The sequence below is a fragment of the Bradyrhizobium sp. genome, from assembly GCF_049581145.1.
In the GTDB taxonomy this organism is placed as follows: domain Bacteria; phylum Pseudomonadota; class Alphaproteobacteria; order Rhizobiales; family Xanthobacteraceae; genus Bradyrhizobium.
Genome location: NZ_JBAURI010000141.1, coordinates 1 through 2,858 on the forward strand (window position 1 = coordinate 1; position 2,858 = coordinate 2,858).

Sequence of the window (2,858 nt, forward strand, 5' to 3'; positions counted from 1 at the left end):
GTCCTGCGGCCGCGGCGGGCGAGCCTCGGATCGGCCACCGGCGCCGCTGCCAGCAGTGCAGCGGTGTAGGGATGCGCCGGCCGCTGCCAGATATCCTCGCTTCGGCCACTCTCCACGATGCGGCCGAGATACATCACGATCAGCCGGTCGGAGACGTGCTCGACCACCGACAGATCGTGGGAAATGAACAGACAGGCGATACCGGTCTGTTGCTGTAGGTCCTCCAGCAGATTGATGACCTGCGCGCGCACGGAAACGTCGAGCGCCGACACCGGCTCGTCGCAGATGACGACCTTGGGTCGCAGTGCCAGCGCCCGCGCAATGCCGACCCGCTGACGCTGACCGCCGGAGAATTCGTGCGGGTAGCGCCGCGCGGCATCCGCGGGCAGACCGACCTGCGCGATCAACTCGGCCACGCGGTCGCGAACATCGCGGCGCGACCACCCGGCAATGCCGAGCGGCTGACCGATGCTGGTGCCGATGTCGTGACGCGGATTGAGCGAACCATAGGGATCCTGGAAGATCATCTGCACGGCCTTCCGCGCGGCTTTCAGCTCATCGCCCTGCATGCTGCCGAGATCGCGGCCGTCGAGCATGACCCGGCCATCCGAATTCGGGACCAGCCGCATGATCGCCTTGCCGAGGGTCGATTTGCCGCAACCGGACTCGCCGACGAGTCCGACCGTTTCACCCGCATCGAGATCGAAGGAGACGTCATCGACCGCGCGCACGGTGCCTTGCGCGGTCTGGTACTGCACGCAAAGACTAAGAACCGACAACAGCGGCATGTCGCAACAGCTCCTCTTCGGCGGCAAAGCAGGCCGCCGTCCGGCCCGGCAGCAGCGGCAACAGCGACGGCTTGGCCTGGCGACAACGGTCGAACGCATCCGGGCAGCGATTTTGGAATGCACAGCCGGCCGGCAGATCCGAGAGCGCCGGCACACTGCCGCCGATCTCCGCCAGGCGCGTGCCGCGCCGGCGCGACGCCGACGGCGTGGCGCCCAGGAGGCCCCTGGTGTAGCGATGCAGCGGACGCTCGAACAGCGCCTCGACGGCGGCTTCCTCGACCTTGCGGCCCGCATACATCACCACGACCCGGTCGGCGGTCTCGGCGACAACGCCGAGATCATGGGTAATGATCATCAGCGCCATCCCCGACTTCGCCTGCAGCTCCTTCAGCAGCTCGAGGATCTGCGCCTGAATGGTCACATCGAGCGCGGTGGTCGGCTCGTCCGCGATCAGCAATTTCGGCCCGCAGGCGATCGCCATCGCGATCACCACCCGCTGGCTCATGCCGCCGGACATCTGGTGCGGGAAATCGTTCAACCGCCGTTCGGCATCGGCAATCCGGACCATGCGGAGCAGCTCGATGGCGCGATCATGCGCCTCCTTGCGCGAGACGTCGCCGTGCCAGCGAATCGCCTCGACCAGTTGATCGCCTACGCTGACCACCGGATTGAGCGACGTCATCGGATCCTGGAAGATCATCGAGATCTCCTTGCCGCGCACACGCTGCATCTCGCGATCGGACAGCGCAGCGAGATCGCGCCCCATGAAGCGCACCGCGCCACCGACGATCTTCGCCGGCGGATCAGGCAACAGCCGCATCACGGCGAGCGCGGTCAGCGACTTGCCGCAGCCGGACTCCCCGACAATGGCCACGGTCTCGCCGGCGGCCACTTTGAGCGAGACGCCGTCGATCGCCGGCAGCACCCCCCGCCGCGTGAACAGCGAAACCCGCAGTTCGTCGATATCGAGAATGGGGGACGCGTCGTGCAGGCCGCCGGCGGTCATGTCAGCGGTCCCTGAGCTTCGGATTGAGCGCGTCGTTGAGACCGTCACCGACCAGGTTGAGCGCGAGCACCGTGAGCATGATCGCAGCCCCCGGCACGGCACAGATGTACCAGGAGGTGCGGATCAGGGTCCTGCCGTCGCCGATCAGCCGCCCCCAGCTCGGGACGTTGGGATCGCCGAGCCCGAGGAACGACACTGCCGATTCGTACAGCACGGCACCTGCGATCACGAGCGACGACAGCACGATCACTGGCGGCAGGGCATTGGGCAGGATCTCGCCGAACATGATCCGCAGGCTGCCCATGCCCATCGACCGGCAGGCCTGGACGAATTCGCGATCGCGCAGCGCGAGGAACTCCGCCCGCGTCAGCCGCGCGATCGGCGTCCAGCTCACGATGCCGACCGCGATCGTCACATATTCGATCTTCTGGCCGAGGATGGCGACGATGGTGAGCACGAAGATCAGGTTGGGAATGGTCTGAAACAGCTCCGTGACCCGCATCAGCATCTCGTCGACCCAGCCGCCGAGATAGGCGGCCGTGGCGCCGATCGTGATGCCGATGCTGGTCGCCGTGAGACTTGCGAACAGCCCGATCAACAGCGTGGTGCGCGCCCCATAGGCGATCATGGCCGCGATGTCGCGACCCAGCGAATCCGTCCCCAATGGAAAGCGCGAATTGACGAACGGCCAGATCTCTGCCCGGCCGACGATGCGCAGTGGCGGCCGCGGGAACCACCACGGCGCCGCTATGGCGACACCGATCACGACGAACACCAACCCCAGTCCGGCCAGCGCCGCGCGGTTGCGGGCGAAGCGGCGGGCGAAGTCGAGGAACAGGGTCAGCATCGCCCTACCTCGCGCGGATCCGCGGATCGAGCCGCAGATAGAGCAGATCGACCGCAGCGTTGGTCACGGCGACCAGCACCGAACTGAACACGAGAACGCCGAGAACCATCGGAAAATTCCTGCTCATGACGCTGTCGAACAGCAGGCTGCCGATGCCGGGCCAGCTGAACACCGCCTCGATCACGACGCTGCCGCCGAGGATGGTGCCAAGCTGCAG

Annotated in this window: 4 protein-coding genes; all 4 read right to left on the minus strand. The window is 66.6% G+C overall.

Features of this window, described 5'->3' with window-relative positions:
- The coding region (locus WCB02_RS04640) for an ATP-binding cassette domain-containing protein (RefSeq protein ID WP_423956664.1) at positions 1-788 on the minus strand (788 nt) is incomplete at its 3' end.
- On the minus strand, positions 766-1,794 hold the full coding sequence (locus WCB02_RS04645) for an ABC transporter ATP-binding protein (RefSeq protein ID WP_423956665.1): 1,029 nt from the start codon (positions 1,792-1,794) through the stop codon (positions 766-768). The genes WCB02_RS04645 and WCB02_RS04640, both read right to left, overlap by 23 nt.
- Before the next feature lies 1 nt (position 1,795).
- On the minus strand, positions 1,796-2,641 hold the full coding sequence (locus WCB02_RS04650; RefSeq protein ID WP_423956666.1) for an ABC transporter permease: 846 nt from the start codon (positions 2,639-2,641) through the stop codon (positions 1,796-1,798).
- Between the two features lie 4 nt (positions 2,642-2,645).
- Positions 2,646-2,858: ABC transporter permease subunit (locus WCB02_RS04655; RefSeq protein ID WP_423956667.1), on the minus strand; the 213-nt coding region annotated here is incomplete at its 5' end.

Excerpts from the sequence above, each read along its gene's own strand:
- WCB02_RS04645 (WP_423956665.1), bottom strand. The coding sequence starts at position 1,794 with ATGACCGCCGGCGGCCTGCACGACGCGTCCCCCATTCTCGATATCGAC.
- WCB02_RS04650 (WP_423956666.1), bottom strand. The coding sequence starts at position 2,641 with ATGCTGACCCTGTTCCTCGACTTCGCCCGCCGCTTCGCCCGCAACCGC.